This is a genomic window from Paracoccus sp. SY (assembly GCF_002901215.1).
Classification (GTDB): domain Bacteria; phylum Pseudomonadota; class Alphaproteobacteria; order Rhodobacterales; family Rhodobacteraceae; genus Paracoccus; species Paracoccus acridae.
Genome location: NZ_NWMQ01000055.1, coordinates 1 through 17,254 on the forward strand (window position 1 = coordinate 1; position 17,254 = coordinate 17,254).

Annotated in this window: 21 protein-coding genes and 2 pseudogenes; 18 read left to right on the plus strand and 5 right to left on the minus strand. The window is 60.5% G+C overall.

The genetic code is table 11. The features are described from left to right. Positions 1 to 269 precede the first annotated feature (269 nt). The 4 genes from CK944_RS19715 to CK944_RS19725 all read right to left on the minus strand — a co-directional run bounded on the left by CK944_RS19715 (position 270) and on the right by CK944_RS19725 (position 2,918). Positions 270 to 1,061 carry a helix-turn-helix domain-containing protein gene (locus CK944_RS19715; protein ID WP_205049119.1) on the minus strand — a complete coding sequence of 264 codons (792 nt, stop codon included), beginning with the start codon at positions 1,059 to 1,061 and terminating at the stop codon, positions 270 to 272. 274 nt (positions 1,062 to 1,335) lie between these two features. After that, positions 1,336 to 1,905, minus strand: a complete 570-nt coding sequence (locus CK944_RS24100) for a hypothetical protein (protein WP_239986173.1) — start codon at positions 1,903 to 1,905, stop codon at positions 1,336 to 1,338. A gap of 81 nt (positions 1,906 to 1,986) precedes the next feature. Then, positions 1,987 to 2,127, minus strand: a complete 141-nt coding sequence (locus CK944_RS23390) for a hypothetical protein (protein ID WP_158248082.1) — start codon at positions 2,125 to 2,127, stop codon at positions 1,987 to 1,989. A 170-nt stretch (positions 2,128 to 2,297) separates the two neighbouring features. Next, entirely contained in the window at positions 2,298 to 2,918 is a 621-nt protein-coding gene (locus tag CK944_RS19725; RefSeq protein ID WP_103174774.1) for a LuxR family transcriptional regulator, read from the minus strand. 183 nt (positions 2,919 to 3,101) lie between these two features. Between CK944_RS19725 and CK944_RS23395 the strand changes: the two genes are divergently transcribed. The 18 genes and pseudogenes from CK944_RS23395 to CK944_RS19810 all read left to right on the plus strand — a co-directional run. Next, positions 3,102 to 3,266 (plus strand): hypothetical protein, encoded by a 165-nt coding sequence (locus CK944_RS23395; RefSeq protein ID WP_158248083.1) that lies wholly within the window; start codon positions 3,102 to 3,104, stop codon positions 3,264 to 3,266. Positions 3,267 to 3,278: 12 nt separating this feature from the next. Beyond that, complete coding sequence (locus tag CK944_RS19735) at positions 3,279 to 3,893, plus strand: acyl-homoserine-lactone synthase (protein WP_103174776.1); 615 nt, start codon at positions 3,279 to 3,281, stop codon at positions 3,891 to 3,893. Positions 3,894 to 4,106: 213 nt separating this feature from the next. Next, positions 4,107 to 4,460, plus strand: coding sequence for a hypothetical protein (locus tag CK944_RS19740; RefSeq protein WP_146038719.1), 354 nt, complete (start codon positions 4,107 to 4,109; stop codon positions 4,458 to 4,460). A gap of 49 nt (positions 4,461 to 4,509) precedes the next feature. Continuing rightward, a complete protein-coding gene (locus CK944_RS19745; RefSeq protein ID WP_146038720.1) occupies positions 4,510 to 4,782 on the plus strand; it encodes a hypothetical protein in 273 nt (90 codons plus the stop codon). Between the two features lie 463 nt (positions 4,783 to 5,245). Continuing rightward, the gene (locus CK944_RS19750; protein WP_103174779.1) at positions 5,246 to 5,854 is read left to right on the plus strand and encodes a lytic transglycosylase domain-containing protein; all 609 of its coding nucleotides are present in this window, start codon (positions 5,246 to 5,248) and stop codon (positions 5,852 to 5,854) included. 24 nt (positions 5,855 to 5,878) lie between these two features. After that, a complete protein-coding gene (locus tag CK944_RS19755) occupies positions 5,879 to 6,247 on the plus strand; it encodes a TrbC/VirB2 family protein (protein ID WP_103174780.1) in 369 nt (122 codons plus the stop codon). 7 nt (positions 6,248 to 6,254) lie between these two features. Further along, positions 6,255 to 6,536: a type IV secretion system protein VirB3 gene (locus CK944_RS19760; protein WP_103174781.1), complete on the plus strand. Its 282-nt coding sequence runs from the start codon at positions 6,255 to 6,257 to the stop codon at positions 6,534 to 6,536. Beyond that, on the plus strand, positions 6,526 to 8,964 hold the full coding sequence (locus CK944_RS19765; RefSeq protein WP_103174782.1) for a type IV secretion system protein B4: 2,439 nt from the start codon (positions 6,526 to 6,528) through the stop codon (positions 8,962 to 8,964). The genes CK944_RS19760 and CK944_RS19765 overlap by 11 nt, the downstream gene beginning before the upstream one ends. Further along, positions 8,961 to 9,104: a hypothetical protein gene (locus CK944_RS23400; RefSeq protein ID WP_158248084.1), complete on the plus strand. Its 144-nt coding sequence runs from the start codon at positions 8,961 to 8,963 to the stop codon at positions 9,102 to 9,104. Before CK944_RS19765 ends, CK944_RS23400 begins: the two co-directional genes overlap by 4 nt. 8 nt (positions 9,105 to 9,112) lie before the next feature. Then, on the plus strand, positions 9,113 to 10,252 hold the full coding sequence (locus tag CK944_RS19770; protein WP_239986175.1) for a lytic transglycosylase domain-containing protein: 1,140 nt from the start codon (positions 9,113 to 9,115) through the stop codon (positions 10,250 to 10,252). Between the two features lie 23 nt (positions 10,253 to 10,275). Beyond that, positions 10,276 to 11,043, plus strand: coding sequence for a type IV secretion system protein (locus CK944_RS19775; RefSeq protein ID WP_158248085.1), 768 nt, complete (start codon positions 10,276 to 10,278; stop codon positions 11,041 to 11,043). A 7-nt stretch (positions 11,044 to 11,050) separates the two neighbouring features. Beyond that, entirely contained in the window at positions 11,051 to 11,719 is a 669-nt protein-coding gene (locus tag CK944_RS19780; protein ID WP_103174785.1) for a virB8 family protein, read from the plus strand. Beyond that, on the plus strand, positions 11,716 to 12,429 hold the full coding sequence (locus tag CK944_RS19785; RefSeq protein ID WP_103174786.1) for a TrbG/VirB9 family P-type conjugative transfer protein: 714 nt from the start codon (positions 11,716 to 11,718) through the stop codon (positions 12,427 to 12,429). Before CK944_RS19780 ends, CK944_RS19785 begins: the two co-directional genes overlap by 4 nt. Beyond that, positions 12,426 to 13,916 carry a TrbI/VirB10 family protein gene (locus CK944_RS19790; protein ID WP_103174787.1) on the plus strand — a complete coding sequence of 497 codons (1,491 nt, stop codon included), beginning with the start codon at positions 12,426 to 12,428 and terminating at the stop codon, positions 13,914 to 13,916. The genes CK944_RS19785 and CK944_RS19790 overlap by 4 nt, the downstream gene beginning before the upstream one ends. Beyond that, entirely contained in the window at positions 13,916 to 14,890 is a 975-nt protein-coding gene (locus CK944_RS19795) for an ATPase, T2SS/T4P/T4SS family (RefSeq protein WP_103174788.1), read from the plus strand. Before CK944_RS19790 ends, CK944_RS19795 begins: the two co-directional genes overlap by 1 nt. Beyond that, the gene (locus CK944_RS19800; protein WP_146038721.1) at positions 14,887 to 15,519 is read left to right on the plus strand and encodes a hypothetical protein; all 633 of its coding nucleotides are present in this window, start codon (positions 14,887 to 14,889) and stop codon (positions 15,517 to 15,519) included. The genes CK944_RS19795 and CK944_RS19800 overlap by 4 nt, the downstream gene beginning before the upstream one ends. After that, positions 15,519 to 16,532 carry a type IV secretion system protein gene (locus CK944_RS19805; RefSeq protein ID WP_103174790.1) on the plus strand — a complete coding sequence of 338 codons (1,014 nt, stop codon included), beginning with the start codon at positions 15,519 to 15,521 and terminating at the stop codon, positions 16,530 to 16,532. Before CK944_RS19800 ends, CK944_RS19805 begins: the two co-directional genes overlap by 1 nt. Before the next feature lie 141 nt (positions 16,533 to 16,673). Continuing rightward, positions 16,674 to 16,787: pseudogene (locus CK944_RS19810) on the plus strand (nicotinate-nucleotide diphosphorylase (carboxylating)); the annotation flags it as partial. Positions 16,788 to 16,986: 199 nt separating this feature from the next. Here the strand turns inward: CK944_RS19810 and CK944_RS23805 are convergent. Next, positions 16,987 to 17,254 (minus strand): annotated as a pseudogene (locus CK944_RS23805) (hypothetical protein); the annotation flags it as partial.

The window sequence follows — 17,254 nt, forward strand, 5'->3', positions numbered from 1 at the left end:
ATGCAAATACCTGTATTATCTTGGCATTTGCACTTCGTTTGTGAATCCACCCGGCTATACCTCCTGGTTTAATAATCGGATTTATGGAACTTATCTGTTTGTTATCAGATATTTAGCTTTCTCTGGCGGCGCTATCCTCATTGGGGCGGTTCAGCTTGTGCGACAGTCCTGATGTGCCGTGCGGCTTCCACAGGCTTTGTTCATAGCCATACTCGGACGCCGTCAAAGCTGACGGATCAGTCTGAGTGCATCTGTGTCACGCCTTCGTTCTACATCGGGACATAAGAATAAGAGGTAGACCGGGATTCAGTCCGCTTGGCAGACTCGCGTAAATCCAGGGCTTGGCCCATCTGAGCCAGTGCCCTCCCGAGTGGTGTGTCACCAAGTTGGAAATTGGCAAAGCCGCCAAGATCGAGCGAGGCCACATGCTCGACCTCGATGGCCTTCCTGTCGGCCCGTGCTGCGGCATCGTCATCCGGCAGGGAAGGACGGCCGGACCAGCGGCCAAGAAGCGCCAAGGCATGCTTGGGTGCGAAAAGACGATAAGCATTGCTGACCTGCCGGACCTGGGGGCCGCGGCCTTCATTCGGGGTTGGCTCAAACCGGCGCAGCCAGTCCAGAAAGCCGTGGTCCCGCAGCGCCTTCAAGGCGCGAACAACGGCGTCTCTCGACCGCTTTAACTTGTCCATGATCCAATCAAGGGACGGGTCAAGCCTGCCGGTTTTGAAGCTGACCAGATTGCCGAACAGCGCCAGGATCTCCAGGGCGATGCTTCCCAAGGGACCGTTGCGCCGGCCCCGCTTGCGGCCGTGCAGCTCGTATCGCTGCGCGGCCTTGATGATCTTCTGCACCTCCTGCCGGGACGTGCTGCGCCAGAACGTGGCTTCGCAGGTTCCGGCCCGCTGAGAGTTGCGATGCAAGCGCGTCCGGTCTTGGGCGCGCGCGCCGGTGCAAGCCGGGGCCAAAACGCCTAAGCGCTTGAAAAAATCGCCGCCTTCCGCGGCTGCTACAGTCGTCAAGTGCTGCTCCTTTGTCACAAGAAGCGCGGTGTCCGCAGGCAAGCCTCATCCGTTCGCACAGATGCGCTTTTTGCTCTTGATTTCCGGGAGCGGGAAGCTAACTATAGCAAGTGACACAACAAGCTAATTCAGGTCGCCAAACCTGTGTTATCAACCCAAGCCCCCTCGTGCGGACCCCCGCGCGGGGGGTTTCCTTTTGGGCTGGTGGTCTATCTGATTCTGCTCGTCCCTCCCCTTTGGGGCATTTTGCCGAACAGCCTACGCCAGCAGGGGCTTAGCGGCAATTCTTTGTGTAACGAACGTGACATCAAGGGCATCAGTAGGACACCCACTCCGTTGAGTAGGAACCCGTGTAATCCTGTACGCGCAGGACAATGCTCTGGAAGCTTCGGCCGTACTCGCCAAGGAACGTGCTGCCCGTTCTCTGCCGTATTTCGTTATCAAGCCATGCAGGCATCTCGCTGTATTGGGCGGAAAGTCGGACAAAGTCACCAGAGGGTGCATATCCGTAGCGGGTCATGCCGACATAGACGTCTCGTCCTCCGCTACCTCTCGTCACATGCTTGGAAAGCTGCCACAGTTCGATGGCATCACGATACTGGGCGACCTCGGGTGGGATGCTGTCAGATCCACCTCCACCTGGCAGGCTCACGTTGTGACCGCCCATTGGGCAGCGCCACAGTTGGAGGGGCGGTTCAACCGGCCAGGGTGTGATGCGGCGTATAAGCTCGGCCTTCGCTGCGCTGCACTCTGCCGAGGCGGGGAAACCGCCTGCCAGACAAAGCAGGATGGCGCAGTCGATCGGGTAGGCGCTGGCCTGCTTGGCTGAAGAAAAGGCAGTCAGACCTAGAACCGCTACACTGGCGAAGAAATTTCGGGAGTTCATCGTCGGTCGCCGGAACTGTTGCAAAGGTCAACAGATAAATACATACCTGAAACAATATTGCAATATTCTATGTGGCCTTGCTTAGTCGGCTAACCAAGGCTGGCTTCTCTTGAGGTCTGCCAGACGTTGCGGCGAAGGGGGAACGATCCACATCATCTGCGTGTCGCCGTTGTCCCAGCGGTAGAGCCATCCGCTCGCATCGTGCAGGTCGATCTTCTGCATAGGTTCGGCATAGAGGCGTGGCATAGACATGGGCAAGGACCTGCTTGTAGTAAGTCCGGCCACCGTTAACCCTTGGTTAACCGACGAAAAGCAGAAACCTCAGGAAGTAGCTTTTGGGATATATCCATCAGCTACTTTGACAAGAGCAAGCAAAAATTCGCTGCTTTGCTTCAGATGAAGTTGCGGGCCACAGCAATGGCGACAGCTTGGGTTCGGGTCTTTGCGGCAAGCTTGGAGCACGCTTTTTGAGCGCGTTGCGTCACGGTCGCTTCAGCGATGCCAAGTTTTTCTGCAATGGCTCGCTGCCCCAGTCCATCCCTTAGCCCTGCTAGAACATCAAGTTCCCCTGCTGTCAGGGACGCGCGGTTCAGAACAAGGTCTGTCCAGTGGTTAAACTTGGTGACAACCTTGATGATCTCATCGTCAGCAAACTCCCTGCTCGGATGCGAGAGAGTGAGAAACGAGCGTTTGAGGTCAGTCTTCCGGGATATCGCAACCCCGAAGTTCAGGCCAAACTGTTGGGCGGCGTGCATGAATGGCATGTCGAGGGCGGACTTCTTCACGTCTGACCAGCGAACCCACCCTTCCTGCTCGATCGTCCAGCGGGCGACCGGGTCCGAGAAAAAGTAGTTCCGCTCCTGGTAGATGTCCCGCCACTTGTCGGGGTACGCGTTGTGTAGGTGCTCTGGCCCTTGATAGGTCAGGTTGAAGCCCATAATCCAGCCTGACGGCGCCAAGTTGTGTAAGGCGTCAATTTCTTGGTCGAAGTGTGGGATCAAGTCGTGCAGCATGTGGTCCTCATGGTCTCACGCGGCCTTTGTAGCTTTTCAGATATATCGAAAAGCCACTTTTGCACTTTTGTGCAAGACATACCAAGTTCGAGTGGGTTTAGTAAGGCATCCACAACACGGAAGCTAGCTATGGTCTCAGCTTGGAAGAACAAAAAGATAGCTGACGCAGAGTTCAGCAAGGACATGGTTGAGACCATTCTTCAGTATTTCGAAACCTATGCCGACGAAGATGGCGTCCTGACGGTTGAAGTCAGGGAGCACGGGCTATGGGTTCCCAACCCCGTCCGTGGCCTCCCGCCGCAGTTCATCGGCCTTGCCCGGTTGCCGGTAGGCGTCGCGAAGCAGTAAGGAGCGTTTTTTGTGTCAGAAGAACGGCCCATTACCGTCGATATTGTGACGCTGCCTGGTCAGGTTTCACGCTTCCATCTGGTGCACGACTACATGAAGCTGCGCAAAGCGGTTTTCATTGATCGCATGTCCTGGCCTCTTGGTCAGACGGAGGGGATTGAATTCGATCAATATGACACCTTCGACACGACCTATGTTGTCGCCCACAGGGACGGTGAAGTCTTAGGTGGGGCCAGGATTAAGCCTACGGACAAGCGCCAAGCCTGCGGAAACAGCATGTATGAATACATGATCCGCGATGCCTATAGGGGCCTTCTGCCCGGTATGCCGGTCAATCTTTGCAACGATGCGCCCCCGCTTTCGCCGGATGACTGGGAGCTGACCAGACTTGTGACCCTTCCCGTCAAGGGAGTGGCCGAGAAGATCCTGGAGGCAGCCAATGACTACCTGTTCCAAGTCGGAGCGAAGGGCTGTCTGTTCCTTGGGCCGCCCGCATTCTTGCGCATGGCAGAACGGCTAGGTTGGTCCCCGCAGAAGCTCGGCAATGTTGTTGAAAACGAGGATGGGAAGTTCCTGGCTTTTGCTTGTTCAGTTCGCGCACCACACTCAGCCGCAGCTAGCAACTGACAGGCTGGAGAACAAACTAGCAATCTTGAAGCGAAAACAGAAGCCATGCCAAGGAACCGTATTCCTTGGCATTTTCGGCGTATCTGTATAGATTTGCGCCGCAGATAAGAAAGCAGCGCACATCAAGAATACCTCTTGATAACAGATATGCAATTTTGTATCAACCTTGTAGCATCGCTGCGAGGTTGTCCACTTGTGAAAGGCTGGCCAGCGGTGACGACCCCGATCAACTATGAAGAAGCACCGAATGTGGTCAGCGAAGAAGGTTGCAGGAAGCTCGTGGCTTCAGGATGGCAGTTGCAGGTTTTCTGCGCGGGTTCAGCCGAGAAGAAACACCAGAACTACTTTGGGACATGGGGCATCAGGATCATCTCGCCTGATGGCACCTATGAACGAACGCTTGTTACAGCCCGCAAGGACATGCAGATGCGGATGTTCAAGACGGTCAACGGCCTCATTGCCTTCCTGTATGACCTTAATGTCAAAGTTCCCAGTATCCCGCTGGAACAAGGAATGCGTGCCCTTCAGCCTGTCATCAGGGAAGAGGGCTCTCCAAGCTCGACCTAGCACGCGCCCCCAGACAGCGCTTTGCAAAGTAAAGCTGGCTTTCCTTGTCGTGGCTGGTTTGCTGCCGCTTTCCACCCATGCGCAGCCGGCGCCTGTTCAGCAGGTGCCGGGACACTGCATCTACCCGTCTCAGCCTCTTCTTGATGAGGCAAGCCTGCACGCCCTGGATCTCACGATGGGCGAAGAACTGGCTCGTTTCATGAACGAGGCCCAGGCTTACAGCCAATGCCTCGACGCAACCAAGCAGCAACTCAACAGCGAGGTCGATCAATACATGCAACAGTATCGAGAGGCGCATCCGATGGTCGAAACAGAGTATTGACCACCGATGCAGAGTAACGTGCAACCGTAAGCCGCCTGTGTCATGAGTTTTACAGGACTCAGACAATTCAGAGCGGCCAGAATGTATCGTTTGGAAAGTGGCGCGAGCGAAGCGGGCTTTAGAGAGTATCTGATCGGAAGCGGAAGGCTCCTGATCCTGTGCACCGAAGATGCGGTCCCTACTCGCGGCAATTTCCAGGGAGGCTGGCAATTCTACGCCCTCAACCCCCGAACGGGGAAATGGGCCGTCCTCAATCTGTTCCGACCTCGCCGTGGGGTAACGCCCCCGCGTGTGGTCAAGACTGTCAACGGTGCGTGCAGTTTCATGAAGGACGTAGGGTTTCCAGCCGGGATAATTCCATTTGGAGTTGGGTCCGGTGTTGAAACAAGCAAGTCTGGCGATATGCGCTTTATTGGCAGCGTGGCCTTCGACTGAAGCAGCGGCGCAATCGGCCGGGAACGGAATGGTTCTGGTTCTGAACCACGCATCCGGCAGCTTTGAGAGGCAAAGATCAACGTCCTCCTTTGCCCGTCACTTCGGGCCGGGGGGTGTTCCGCTCCTGTCCGAACTGCCTGAAGCAGACCTTCCGGCCGAACAGGTGATGCACCTGGCTCCTGTGCGGACGCCGCGCGTCATCCCAAGGCCGGAGGTTCTGGCCGCCATTGATGAAGTCGGGATGCGCTATGCCGGTCATCCCTCGCTTCGCGCGGCGGGCATGAGCGTCACCGAATGGCTGTCCTTCTTCCGGGCGAACATCGAGATTGAAAGCGGCTATCGCCAAACTGCCGTCAGTTCGGTGGGGGCGATTGGCCTGGGCCAGCTCATGCCCGCCACAGCGGCCAAGCTTGGCGTCAATCCCAATGACATGCACCAGAACCTCGATGGCTCGGCACGCTACATGCTGATGCTGCTCGGCCGGTTCGGGTCCAAGGAACTTGCGCTTGCGGGCTACAATGCCGGTCCCGGCGCGGTCGAGAAATACGGGGGCATCCCCCCGTACCCTGAAACACAAGGTCACGTCCGCAAGGTCATGTCCGTGTTTCAAAAGCTGACTTTAGCAACCGCAGAATAGGAGTCTTCCATCATGATCTCTGCAATGCAGGCCGTTTGGCCGGCACGATCTTCTATTGCCTGCGCCCAAGGGGTTCATGCCGCACCGCGCGTCCTGGACACCTGGGCGAAAGTCTCGCTGGTGATGCTGATGGCAGCCGCTTTCATGCTGCTCTGGAGCGAACCGGCGCTAGCGCAGGCGATCAACCTCAACCCGATCCAGACCTTCCTGAACAGCATCGTCACGGCGCTGACAGGCACCCTGGGCAAGACCATCGCCACACTGGCGCTCGTTTGCGTCTTTATCGGCTGGTTCATGGGCTACATCGAAATGCGCACGGCGATCTATGTGCTTGTCGCCATCGTGTTCGTGGGTTCGGCCGCGACCATCGTGAACTCCCTCTGGGGCGCATAACGGGGGCATGACGGTGGAAAAAGATACGGTCTATCGCGGCCTTCTTCGTCCGGCCAAGCTGTTCGGCCTGCCTCTGACCTCCGCCGTCATCCTTCTTGTGACGGTGCTGCTCGGGTTCATGTGGGCGGAGAGCTTTTGGGCCTTGGCATCAATCGTCGTCTTTTATCCGGCCCTCTACGGGCTGGCTAAATGGGACCCGAACTTCTTCGACGTCATCACCAGGACGCTGAAGAACTTCGGGCCTTCCAAAAATCGCAAAGTGTGGGGCGGAGACTCCTATGAGCCGTAACGATAAAAAGCCGATGGCGGCAGGCTTCAAGCGGCTGTTCAATTCCCGGCATGGCAAGGCGGTGTTCCCGCGCGCCATGAAGGACGAACTGCAATTCGAGGCGTTCCTGCCTTTCGTGTCCCTGCAGGCCGATGACAGGACGATCCTGACGCGCGGGGGTGAGCTGATCCAGTGCATCCGCGCCGATGGCCTGAACTCGATGACGGCAAGCGACCGCGACATTGCGCTGTTGAAAGAAACCTTGGCCGAACTGCTGGCGCAGCAGGGCGAACGGTATTCGGTCTATGTCCACAAGATCAGCCGCCCCTTTAAGGCGACCCTCGCCCCGGTCGAAACTGGCGGGTTCGCCAAGGAAGTCGATGCGGCCTGGACGCGGATTGTTGCGGGCCGGACGCTGCGCGACAAGACCCTGACCATCAGCATCATCAACCGCCCTGCTGGCCTTTTTGGCACTCTTTCGGCGGGCGACAAGCTGAAGGAAATCTTCTCGCGCAAGCGCAAGTCTGACGCGCTGCAAGCCTTTATCGCCAACAAGGTCGAACGGCTGACTGACCTCGATGAAACGGTGGGGGTGGTCGTTGCCACCCTCGCGCACCTCAAGGCGCGCGTCCTGACCGGGGCCTCGGGCGAACTCATCGGCTTTCTCGAAGGCATCGGCACCGGCATCGAGCTTCCGGCCTTTCCAGGCAATGACCTGGGCATCCTCGCCCGCAGCGTCTGCAACTACCGCGCCACCTTCCGGGGAACGCGGGTGCATGTGACGGGCGGCGTGGTCCCCAACCGCGTGGGCCATGTGTTCACGATCAAGAATTATCCGACCGGCACCTTCCCCGGCATGTTCGATGAACTGAACCTGCCGATCGACATGGTGATTACCAATTCCTTTGTGCCGATCAGCGATGACCGGGCCAGCGAATTGATCCGCCGCAACCTCGAACAGCGGCGCGGCTCGGGCGATGCGGCGGAAACCGACCAGCAGATGCTGCGCGAAGGCCGCAACAAGGTTGCCTCGGGTCTGGAAACCCTTGGCTCCCATCACATGACGGTTGCTATCTATGCCGAGGACGAAAAGACCCTCTCGCGGGCGGCGGCCGATGTGCGCCAGATCGCGCAGGAAACCGGCACCAGGATCATCACCGAAGCCTTTGCCGGTCAGGGCCATTACTTCGCGCAATGGCCGGGCAACGCGACCTATCGGGCGCGCACCGGCCTTATCAGCAACCATGTCTTTGCGGGCATGGCGGCGCTGCACCGCACGCCGACCGGCCTGACGGGCGACCTTCTGCCCTGGGGCACGCCCCTCTCGGTGTTCCCGACCCCGGAAAAGAGCGGCTATCTGTTCTCCTTCCATCCTGCCGGGGAAGCGGACAAGGAACCGCCTGCCGGTCATACCGTGATCTTCGGGCCGTCTAGCGGCGGCAAGTCGGTCCTGATCTCTTTCCTGATGACGCAGGCGCAGCGGGTGGGTGCGAGGGTCTTTGCCTTCGACTACCTGCGCGGCCTTGAAGTCCAGATCGAGGCCCTGGGCGGCAGCTACACCACAATCTCGCCGCACCAGCCCACAGGGCTGAACCCGCTTTTTGCGGAAACCGACATGGCCGGTCAGGCATGGCTCAGCGAATGGCTGACCGCCCTTCTCAACCGCACGGACCGCCCGCTGTCGCCGGTCCAGACGCAGCAGCTTCATGATGCGGTCGTTCAGACCGCGACGGCCCCGGATCATCTGCGCAACTTCGACGGCTTTCCATCGCTGTTCCGTCACCTCGACGACAACGGGGATCTGGAACAGCGGGTCAGGGAATGGGCGCCGGGGGGCCGCTACGGGTGGGTGTTCGGCGGCAATGTGGCCGACAACTTCGCCCTCGACCAGAATGTCATGGGCTTTGACATGACGGCGGTTCTCGACTCCGACAACGAGAAGGAGCGCACCGCGATCCTGGGCTACATCTTCCAGCGTCTTGAACGGAAGCTGCAAGACCGCCACCCCACGATCATCGTCATTGACGAAGCCTGGAACGCGCTTGGCACGGAATACTTTGCCGACAAGCTGGAAAAGTGGCTGGTCACGGCGCGCAAGCTCAATGCCGTGGTCGTCATGGTCACGCAGTTTCCCTCGCAGCTCGACAAGAGCCGCGCGGGCGCGGCGATCCTGCAAGGCGTCCAGACGCAGGTGCTGATCCCGAACCGCGCGGCCTCGCCCGACAACTATGCGGCGCTGAACCTGAATGACCGGGAAATGGGCATGGTCCTCGGCGCACCTCCCGGATCGCGCCTCGCGCTGATCCGCAACGCCTCGGCCTCGGTGGTCGTGGACGTGAACCTCTCGCCCTTGGGCGATCACCTCAAAATCCTCGGCGGCAGCAAGACGGGCCGTGCGGCCTTTGATGCCTACCGTGCCCGCCTCCAGGAAAAGGAAGAAATCGCATGAAGTCCGTTCTGATGATCTGTGTGCTGGCCTTCACTGTCTCGGCCTGCGCCAGCACGCAACCGGCCCGCTCGTCCTGCTTCATGAATGGCAAGCCGGTCTGCACCTTCACGCCCATTCAGGAACTGTGGGCCGAAGAATGATCGGGCGGGTGACACAGGCAGCGGCGCTTGCCGTGGCGGGCCTGAGCGCCAGCACGGCCCCCGCCCCGGCGCAGGGCGTTCCCATCATCGACCCAAACCTGCTGCGGCAGAACCTTGCCATCCTGGCCGAACAGGAACGCGACCTCGGCCGCCAGCAAGGCAGGCTGGAACGCTCGAACGCCCTGTTGCAGATCGACGCGGACATTATCGCGGAACTGGACAAGCTGATCGAGGCGGGAAACCTGCCGGTGGACGGGACCGGCGACATGATCCAGACCCTTGAGGATGGGGCAGGCCAACCAGAGGCGTCGGCTGACAGTCTCTACAATCCCGACGACACAAACCCGGCTGCGGGCAAGACCTTCGGGGATGCGGCGCTGACGGTGGAAGAAGTCATCATCGCCGGGTCCAAGGCCACCTACGGCCATGCCGGTGTGTCCAAGGCGGGGCTGTCGCAAGCCCAATGGCGGGCCTTGATCCAGGCGATGATCTGGCAGGAAAGCCGCTTCAATCCCCATGCCGGATCTCCGAAAGGGGCCTACGGCCTGACGCAGCTCATGCCGGGGACGGCCCAGGAGCTCGGGGTGGACCCCGACTACCGGACCAACCCCTATTCGCAGGTTTATGGCGGAGCGACCTATCTGGCCCGGATGCTGTCGATGTTTGACGGCAGCATCGTTCTCTCGCTTGCCGCCTACAATGCGGGTCCGGGCAACGTCCAGAAATACGGCGGCGTGCCTCCCTTCAAGGAAACGCAGCACTACGTTCAGGTGATCCCAACCAAGTATAACGAGTATCTGGCAGCCATCGGCGGCGTGGACGCGCTTGGCACCATTGCGCCGGTCGATGCGGCAGGGGCCAACCTCGCCATGATGGGCGCCGGGGCCTCTGCCTATGGCGGCAACATGGCGCAGGAAATCGCCGCCATCGCGCATCGCCTCAAGGCGATCCTGAACCAGATGGAGCAGAACCAGAACCCCACGCAAGCCTGGGCGCTGAACAGCTACGCCCGGGCGGAAATGGCCCGGATCATGGCGCTGCGGGTCCGGGTGCTTGCGGCCAACACAAAAACGGTCAGCGCAGAGGCTTTGCAGCAAGCCGCGGCCCACGCTGAAGAACGCAATTACATGACATTCTCGAACGATTGAGGTTCACGATGCTTTTCCAGAACATGGCTCGTATCGGAAAAACCGGCGCGGTGCTGGTGGCACTTTGCACCGCGCCCGCAGCCTTGGCGCAGGGCGTTCCGACCCTCGACGGGCAGAACACCTTGCAGACCATCAAGCAGCTTGAAGCCATGCTGCGCGATGCCGGGGTGCAGTCCGACCTTCTGTCAAATGCCGTCCAGCAGGTCGAACAGTTGCAGGCGCAGCTTTCGCAGTTGCAGGACATTTACGGGCAATTCAGCGGCACGCGCGACATTGTGGATCTGGCAATGGGCGGCAACCTTGACGGCTTGCTCGATGGAAACATGACCGATGTGCTTGGCACGATCCAGGGCGGCATGACCGGCAACTGGGGCGGCTTCACACCGGCCAAGGGCGACAAGCTGACCAAGGGGGTGGAAACCGCGCTGACCACAGGCGGGCTAAGCCAGGAGAAAGTCACCGGCATGGCGTCCTCGGGCGTGCCCGGCGCGCAAAGGGTGGCGGCGCAAGCCTCGGGCGGCGCGGTTCTCGCAGCGTCCGCCGAACAGACCTATGCGGAAACCTCGTCCTCGCTGGAACGGGTCAACACGCTTGTCTCCATGACGCAGGACAGCGGCGACATTAAGGAGTCGATCGACCTCAACACGCGGATGCTGGCCGAACTCTCGGTGCAGCTCGCCAAGTCGCTCGAACTGCAATCCATCGAGGCCGTCTACAACGGCCAGGCGGGTATCCTCTCGGCTGCGACCATTGCCGAGGAACGCGCCTACATAACCTTCTCGAACGAGTGATCCCGCCATGAGCAACGTAAAGGATGTGTTCGAGGAAGAACTGATCTATGGCGCACGCGAGGAAGCCGCGATGTGGAAACGCATCGCTTTCATCACCTCGGGCTTCGGTGTCGCCGGCTGTCTGGCTGCGGCCATGGTGGCCTTGTTCATCGACAAGCCGCCCCCTGCCCTGGTGCCCTTCGATCCGACAACGGGCGTGGCGCTGCCGATGGCGAATGTCGGCACGATCAGCCTCGCGGAACGCGAGGCGGTGATGCAGTCGCTGGTCTATGCCTATGTGCGGGACCGCGAAACCTACAACCAACTCGACAATGACCTGCGCATCGAAGGCGTCTTTGCCCGCTCCACGGGTCAGGCCGCGAAGTCGCTCCAGGATCTGTGGAACGAACAAAACCCGGAGTTTCCACCCAAAATCTACGGGGAAAACGCCCGCATCGACGTGGCCGTGTCCTCGATCTCCGACATTGGCAACAATCGCGCACAGGCCCGCATCACCAAGCGCCTGACAACGGTGGACGGCGTGACGGAGGGCACCTTCGTCGTCACGCTGGCCTATGACTATGACCCCTCGACGCTGCGCAGCCTCGATGGGGTCTGGTCCAACCCCTTCGGCTTCACGGTCAGCAACTACAGCGTGGCCGCCGAACGGTTCCGGGATGAGGGAGACACCCAATGAAAGGATGGTTGATCGCGGCCGCGCTTGGCGCGGCGACCTGGGCGGCACCGGCCTTGGCCGAAGTCACGCCCTCGGCCGGGCGGCATGACTCGCGCGTCCGCAATGCCGTGTATCAGGACGGGCAGGTTTACCGCGTGAATGTGGGCATGATGCGCGTGACCTCCGTGGAGTTCGGCCCCGGTGAGGAAATCGTCAGCATCGTCGCGGGCGATACCGAGGGCTTCAACTTCGACGGTGTTCCGGGCGGACGGGCCTTGGTGGTCAAGCCGACCGTCGCGGGCGGGTCCACCAACATGACCGTCTATACCAACCGTCGCGCCTACTACCTGCATCTGAATGAAGTGGGCGCACGGGCCGATTATGTGGTCCGCTTCGGTGGTGGCGTGACCGCGCAGGCACCCCGCACAGTTGCGGCGGAACCGCAGAACAAGCGGCTGAACCCGACAACGCACTGGGGCGGCTATGCGGCCAGCAAGCGCAATGCCGCCCTGCCCTTGCAGGTTTGGGATGATGGCGACTTTACCTATTTCCGCTTCCCGCGCGGCGCACAGCTCCCGGCGATCTTCAAAACCTCGTCGGGGCCGGAACGCACCGTCAACAGCACAACCCTGCCTGACGGCACGATCCGGGTGAGCGGCATCAGCCCCTATTGGGTGCTGCGCATCGCCTCGACTGAAACCGTCATCAAGCGACTGGACCCCCGGCCATGAGCGAACAGAACCAGAGCGAACAGAACCACGCGTATCAGGTCCAGCCGGATCAGAGCCAGACCGAACAGAACAAGGGCGATCAGGACAATGCCCCCAAGGGCACCTCTGATCTTGAGGACGATACCGCCCGTCTGGCGGCGGAGGTGCAGGAGGCGCGGGCCAATAACCGGCGCGGCAAGGTTGGCGGAGGAAAAGGCAGGCTTCTGGCTGGCACCGCCCTGGGCGGGGCATGTGCGCTGTTCATCGCCGTCATGTTCTGGCCGCAGTCTGACATGGCGTCAGAGGCGGCCTTGCCGACCGGCCAGCCTGCCGCGTTCCAGACCACGAGCGAGGAACCCTTTGGCCGGATGCCCCTGCCCGCGCAGCGTGAGCCTGAACCCGATCCCCGGATGCTGGCGCAGATCAAGGCATTGGAGGCGGAAATCGAGCGGCTGCGCCAGCAGCCGCAGGACGTGGAAGTTGAAGAAGATGTGCCGCCGGTTGAGGCGGCGCCGGTCGTCAACAATGACCCGCAGATCGACAGCCTCTTGGCGCAGGTCAGCCAGTTGCAGGACACGATGAACTCCCTGCAGTTTGAAAACGCCAACATCATTGCCGACCGCGACCGGCAGCTTGCGCAGCTTCAGGCGCAGCTTGACGCGGCGCGGATCACCAGCGGAAACCCGGACCTCGGCATGGTGGATGGGGAGGTTGATCGCCGCCGCGAGGCCGAAGAACTCTACCGCGCCCGCGCCGCCTCGCCCATGATCGCCTTTGGTGGCGGAGCTTTGGGTGGCGGCAGCGGTGCGGCAGGCGTTCCGGGTGCGATGGAGGCGGCGGCGGCCGTTCCCGGCATGGAAGGGTTGGACCCCAACCTGCGCAACCAGAGCCAGAACGAACGCTTTGCCCGCCAGCAGGCCGCACGCGCGCCGATGGAGCGGGCCAAGGTCATCGCCAGCCCGGCCAACACCGTCCTGCAGGGCACGATGGTCCAGGCGGTGCTGGAAACGGCCATCAACACCGACCTGCCGGGGGCCATTCGCGCCTTGGTCTCGGAGGACGTTCATTCCTATGACGGATCGCGCATCCTGATCCCGCGCGGTTCGCGCGTGATCGGGGCCTATAACGACAACACCGACCTCGGGCAGCGCCGCGCGATGATCGTCTGGAACAGGATCATCCTGCCCGACAACCAGACCGTGGAAATCGGGGCCTATGGTGGTGGCGCGATCGGGCGTTCGGGCGTGGAAGGGGCCGTGAACACCCACTTCGGCGCGCGCTTTGGCTCGGCTGCGCTGATCAGCCTGATCGGCCTCGCGCCTGCCATTGCCCTGGCCGATAAGGACGACAACGAAAGCACATCGGACGTGGCGGACGCCATGGCGCAGAACATGATGGAGGCAACCTCCAGCGCCCTCGACGGCTATCTCAACCGCCAGCCGACCATTGCCATCAAGCAAGGCTCGCTTGTGACGATCATGGTTGATCGCGACCTGGAAATCCTCTGATGGGTTGGCTGGCCCACAAGCTGGACCGCTTCAAGCCGTGGCTGGATGATCCGGCCACGATTGAAGTCTCGGTCAACCCGGATCGCAGCATCTGGATCTTGCAGCGCGGCGACGTGCATATGAAACCGACAGGGGAAAGGGTTGATCCGGGCTTCGGCCATTCGCTTGCCAACCAGATCGCAGGCGAGAACCAGGCGCAGACCGGCCGCGACAAGCTGCTTGTCTCCGCAACCGTGGCCTATCATGACAGGCCGATCCGGGCGCAGGCGGTTCTTGCGCCTGCCACGCCGCAGGAAGCGGCCCTCTCCTTCCGTCTTTTTGCCGCTCTGCCCATAGAAGACATCGAGCTGCGGTTCCTGCATGGCAAGCAGGTGGCTCTCGATGCGGAACGTAAAAAGCGCAATGCCAGCCTTGCCGAACTGATCGAGGCGGGCGACCTCATGGCGGCGCTGCGCTTCTGCGTGACCCACAAGCTGAACATCCTGATCTCAGGCGGCACCGACACCGGCAAGTCGGTGGCGCTGCGAAAGATCATGTCCATGATCCCGCAAGACGAACGGATCATCACCATCGAGGACGCCCGCGAGCTGTTCCCCGACCAGCCAAACACGGTGTCTCTCATTGCGGATCGGGGCGGCAACACCAGGACACCCGACATGCTGCTGGAAGCCACGCTCAGGATGCGCCCTGACCGGCTGATCGTGGGCGAGGTCCGGGGTAAGGAAGCCATGACCTTCCTCGAAGCCGTCAACACCGGGCATGGCGGGTCGATGACGACGATCCACGCGGAAACGCCGGAACTGGCGCTTGATCGGCTGGCTATTGCCGCTGGCCGTTCGGATGTTCGCATGAGCTACAACGATCTGCGAAACTATATTCTTCGCACCATCGACGTGATTATCCAGACAGGGCGCATTGGTGAAACGCGCGGCATCGCGCAGGTCTATATTCCAGCCATAGGAGACACGGCATGAAATGGGTGATTACGGGTATTCTGGCTGTTTCGGGTGCTGCGGCTTTGGCCGGTGGCACCATGATCCTGGCGAATGACGACAGCGAAGTATCCGCCGCCGCGATCCAGTCAAAGGAAGGTGGTGACATGCCGACCGCCGAGGCCATTGCGAAGGAACGCGCCTACATGACCTTCTCGAATGATGGCGGCGGATCACCGGCCAATATGGAACCGGCGAAGGAAGGTAGCGAAACGTCTGCTGCCGAGGCCATTGCCAAGGAACGCGCCTTCATGACTTTCTCGAATGACGGCAACAAACCTGACGGCGGGTTCTATACCACGCCGGGCGGCTGCAATGCCCCGCGCCCTCCCAAGGTTGAAGATCATCGGATACGGGGTGTTGGCGCTTTGCGCTTCATGGAAAGCTCTTATCTTCACCAGGTCGCCGCCAGTCTTGAGGCAGCGGATGGAAAATGCACCTGTGAGTTGCGTTTCCCGTCATGGGACGCAGCATTCAAAGATATGGAAGAACGCTTCATGTCGTTGCCTGATGATGAAAGCAGCGACTGGGTTTGGGACTATGCTCGCACAGAACGGACTCGCCTGTCGCGCGAGGTTGATAGGATCTGCAAGGCGCATGGTATCTACTGATGGGCATGATCGAGGGCTTTGTCACCCGCGCCCAAGGCGAGTTGGACAATGTAGCGCAATCCAGCTTCGGGGCCGTGCTGGATGGGATGGGAACGCTCACGGCAACCATGGCGACCCTGGCCGTGGTTATGCTCGGCGTGAACATGGTCCTGCAATACCGTCCCATGTCGGCCGGACAGATCGTCGTCACCTTTATCAAGCTGATTGCGATAGGCAGTGTCGGGTTGGTGTGGGGCCAGTTCAACCTGATCGCCAGTGCCGTTGAAGGTGGCGTGGACAGCATTGCCGCAAACCTGCTCGGCAAGTTCGGCGGTGCCGAAGTGCCGTCCAGCAACCTTGCTGCAGCCATGGACAACTTCATTTCCGAGTTTTCGGAAAAGGCCAACAAGGTCATGGAACCGATGGGCTGGATGGGGGGAGCCGTCATGAGCGTGCTGATTACCTTCAGCCTCGGAACCATTGCCGCCTTGGCCTCGCTGCTGCTGATCTTCGGGCAGGTGATGGTGACAATCTATCTGGGCATTGCCCCCATCTTCATTGCCTTGAGCATGTTCGAGGTGACGAAGGACTACTTCAACCGCTGGCTTCAAGGCGCGGTCAGCTACATGCTCTATCCCTTGGTCACGGCTGTCATGCTCGGCGGGCTGATCCGGCTTGTCATGGGTTACATGGATAGCTTCGACACGTCCCTGACCGAGAGTGTGGCCGACTTCATTCCCTTCATCGCCTGCATGATTATCATGGCGGTCTGCACGCTCTGTATCCCCATGATCGTCAGCTCCTTGAGCGGCATGATTATGTCCGTGACGCCCACGCAAGCAGCCATCGCGGCGGTCGGTGCGAAGGCGGCTGGATCTCTTGCCGGAAAAGCTGCGGCAGGCAGCCCTCCGGCGCGCACCGCCGCTTTCGTCGGGCAGAAGGCCATGCAACAGGGGGCAAGCTATGGTGAACTTGCCTTGGCAGGATCGCGCAATCTGGCACACCGAATAGCCGAACGAAGTGCGAGATACTGAGACACGCTTTATGCGCTAGAAAGTCGATCAGGCGCCCAACTTGTAAAGCAAAGCTCTTCCTGATGCCGGTCCATCTTACAATCTCTTTCGCGACATCTTAATGATATCGGCTAGCTACCAGATATCCTATATTGAATCGGCGGGAGGCTGCTGCTGGAGCGCATCGCCGAAGTGGCCGCGACATGGGTGGACTATATCTCCATTGGGGCGCTGACGCATTCAGTTTGCGTGCTGGACCTGGCTCTCGACATCTGATGATCGAATACTGTGCCTGCAGCCAGCAACGGCTTGCCAGACCGGACAATACAGAAGGTTAGCGGCACTGAGCTTGACTTCTGGACCTGAACCCTTTGCGCAGCCTTGCGGCGCAAAGGGTCATTTGATGGTCAGCCGGTATCGGATCTCACTCAGCCGTCCCAGAGGGTTCTGCAGGTCCTGCGGCCTCTTGCGACGCCTAGGTGTCCAGATCCGCCGCCGGGCTGCGATCATTGGCCTCGCCCGGAGCGGCGAGGTCTTGGGGCGCGGGCTCCCTGTCTGCCGCTGCACCGACCGGTCCAGCCTCTGATGCAGCCCTTGCCTTGCGTCCTTGCGCGGTCTTTAGCGCCTCGCCGCCCTCTGCGGCCGCCGCCTTTGGTTTGCGGCCCCTGCCCGACGCTGATGCCGCTGCCGGGGTTTCGGCTGCGGCCTTGGAAGGACGGCCGCGTTTTGCCTTTGGCGCCTCG

Excerpts from the sequence above, each read along its gene's own strand:
- CK944_RS24100 (WP_239986173.1), bottom strand. The coding sequence starts at position 1,905 with ATGAACTCCCGAAATTTCTTCGCCAGTGTAGCGGTTCTAGGTCTGACT.
- CK944_RS19750 (WP_103174779.1), top strand. The coding sequence starts at position 5,246 with ATGGTTCTGGTTCTGAACCACGCATCCGGCAGCTTTGAGAGGCAAAGA.
- CK944_RS19775 (WP_158248085.1), top strand. The coding sequence starts at position 10,276 with ATGGCTCGTATCGGAAAAACCGGCGCGGTGCTGGTGGCACTTTGCACC.
- CK944_RS19780 (WP_103174785.1), top strand. The coding sequence starts at position 11,051 with ATGAGCAACGTAAAGGATGTGTTCGAGGAAGAACTGATCTATGGCGCA.
- CK944_RS19785 (WP_103174786.1), top strand. The coding sequence starts at position 11,716 with ATGAAAGGATGGTTGATCGCGGCCGCGCTTGGCGCGGCGACCTGGGCG.
- CK944_RS19790 (WP_103174787.1), top strand. The coding sequence starts at position 12,426 with ATGAGCGAACAGAACCAGAGCGAACAGAACCACGCGTATCAGGTCCAG.
- CK944_RS23400 (WP_158248084.1), top strand. The coding sequence starts at position 8,961 with ATGAAGTCCGTTCTGATGATCTGTGTGCTGGCCTTCACTGTCTCGGCC.
- CK944_RS19765 (WP_103174782.1), top strand. The coding sequence starts at position 6,526 with ATGAGCCGTAACGATAAAAAGCCGATGGCGGCAGGCTTCAAGCGGCTG.
- CK944_RS19805 (WP_103174790.1), top strand. The coding sequence starts at position 15,519 with ATGGGCATGATCGAGGGCTTTGTCACCCGCGCCCAAGGCGAGTTGGAC.
- CK944_RS19725 (WP_103174774.1), bottom strand. The coding sequence starts at position 2,918 with ATGCTGCACGACTTGATCCCACACTTCGACCAAGAAATTGACGCCTTA.
- CK944_RS19800 (WP_146038721.1), top strand. The coding sequence starts at position 14,887 with ATGAAATGGGTGATTACGGGTATTCTGGCTGTTTCGGGTGCTGCGGCT.
- CK944_RS19795 (WP_103174788.1), top strand. The coding sequence starts at position 13,916 with ATGGGTTGGCTGGCCCACAAGCTGGACCGCTTCAAGCCGTGGCTGGAT.
- CK944_RS23395 (WP_158248083.1), top strand. The coding sequence starts at position 3,102 with ATGGTTGAGACCATTCTTCAGTATTTCGAAACCTATGCCGACGAAGAT.
- CK944_RS19760 (WP_103174781.1), top strand. The coding sequence starts at position 6,255 with ATGACGGTGGAAAAAGATACGGTCTATCGCGGCCTTCTTCGTCCGGCC.
- CK944_RS19755 (WP_103174780.1), top strand. The coding sequence starts at position 5,879 with ATGCAGGCCGTTTGGCCGGCACGATCTTCTATTGCCTGCGCCCAAGGG.
- CK944_RS23390 (WP_158248082.1), bottom strand. The coding sequence starts at position 2,127 with ATGCAGAAGATCGACCTGCACGATGCGAGCGGATGGCTCTACCGCTGG.